This is a genomic window from Paenibacillus sp. N119s (assembly GCF_059447605.1).
In genome coordinates, this window is sequence record NZ_JCAJRU010000469.1 from 1 (window position 1) to 835 (window position 835).

The window sequence follows — 835 nt, forward strand, 5'->3', positions numbered from 1 at the left end:
CAATAAAGCCACATAAGAAGCAAGTACAAACTTGATCAGCTTCAAGATTTCATCCGGATTTGTCGTAGCTACCACTTTCGTGATCAGTGCTAAAATACCATAAGGCGTTAATCTCAGCACTAGCGTTACAATCCGCATCACTACAGCGTATACTGCGTCGATCACTTTGCGGAAAGTTTGCGCCTGCTCCGGTTTTTTACGATCCAAACCGAGTACTGCTACCCCAATAAAAGCCGAGAAGATAACCACGGCCAAGGTCGATGTACGGCGTGCCCCCGTCATATCTTCAAAAGGATTCGAAGGAATAAACTCCAATACCTGCTGTGGAATGGTCATATCCTGGACTGTTCCCAGACGTTCTTCCATCTTCAGGCCCTGCGCTTGCTCCTTGTCCCCTTTTTGAATTTCAATTGCTTTTAGATCAAAAGACAGACTGGTTACAATACTTACTGAAGCAGCAATTGCCGTTGTAATCAGTAGTACTGCAATAATGGACACGCTTATTTTGCCAAGGTTCTGTCTTCCCTTTAGATTCATAATAGCTGAAATAATCGACACCATGATCAGCGGAATAACGACCATTTGCAGCAAACGGACATAACCATTACCTGCAAGGTTGAACCAATCGACCGATTTGGTAATGACCTCTGAGCTGGCCCCATAAGCGTATTGAAGAATAGCCCCGTAGATCAGTCCGAAGCCGAGCCCGGTAAATACTCTTTTTGTAAAAGAGATGCGCTTTTTCTGCATCCAGACCAACACGCCGAGCAGTGCAAGCAGCACGATGACATTCAAAATAATAAAGAAGGTATCCATATATCATTTCCTCCAAACT

At 44.3% G+C, this 835-nt stretch carries 1 protein-coding gene; it reads right to left on the minus strand.

What is annotated here, in order from left to right:
- Positions 1-816: cation:dicarboxylate symporter family transporter (locus AC5V8P_RS25815; RefSeq protein WP_495474085.1), on the minus strand; the 816-nt coding region annotated here is incomplete at its 3' end.
- Positions 817-835 lie beyond the last annotated feature (19 nt).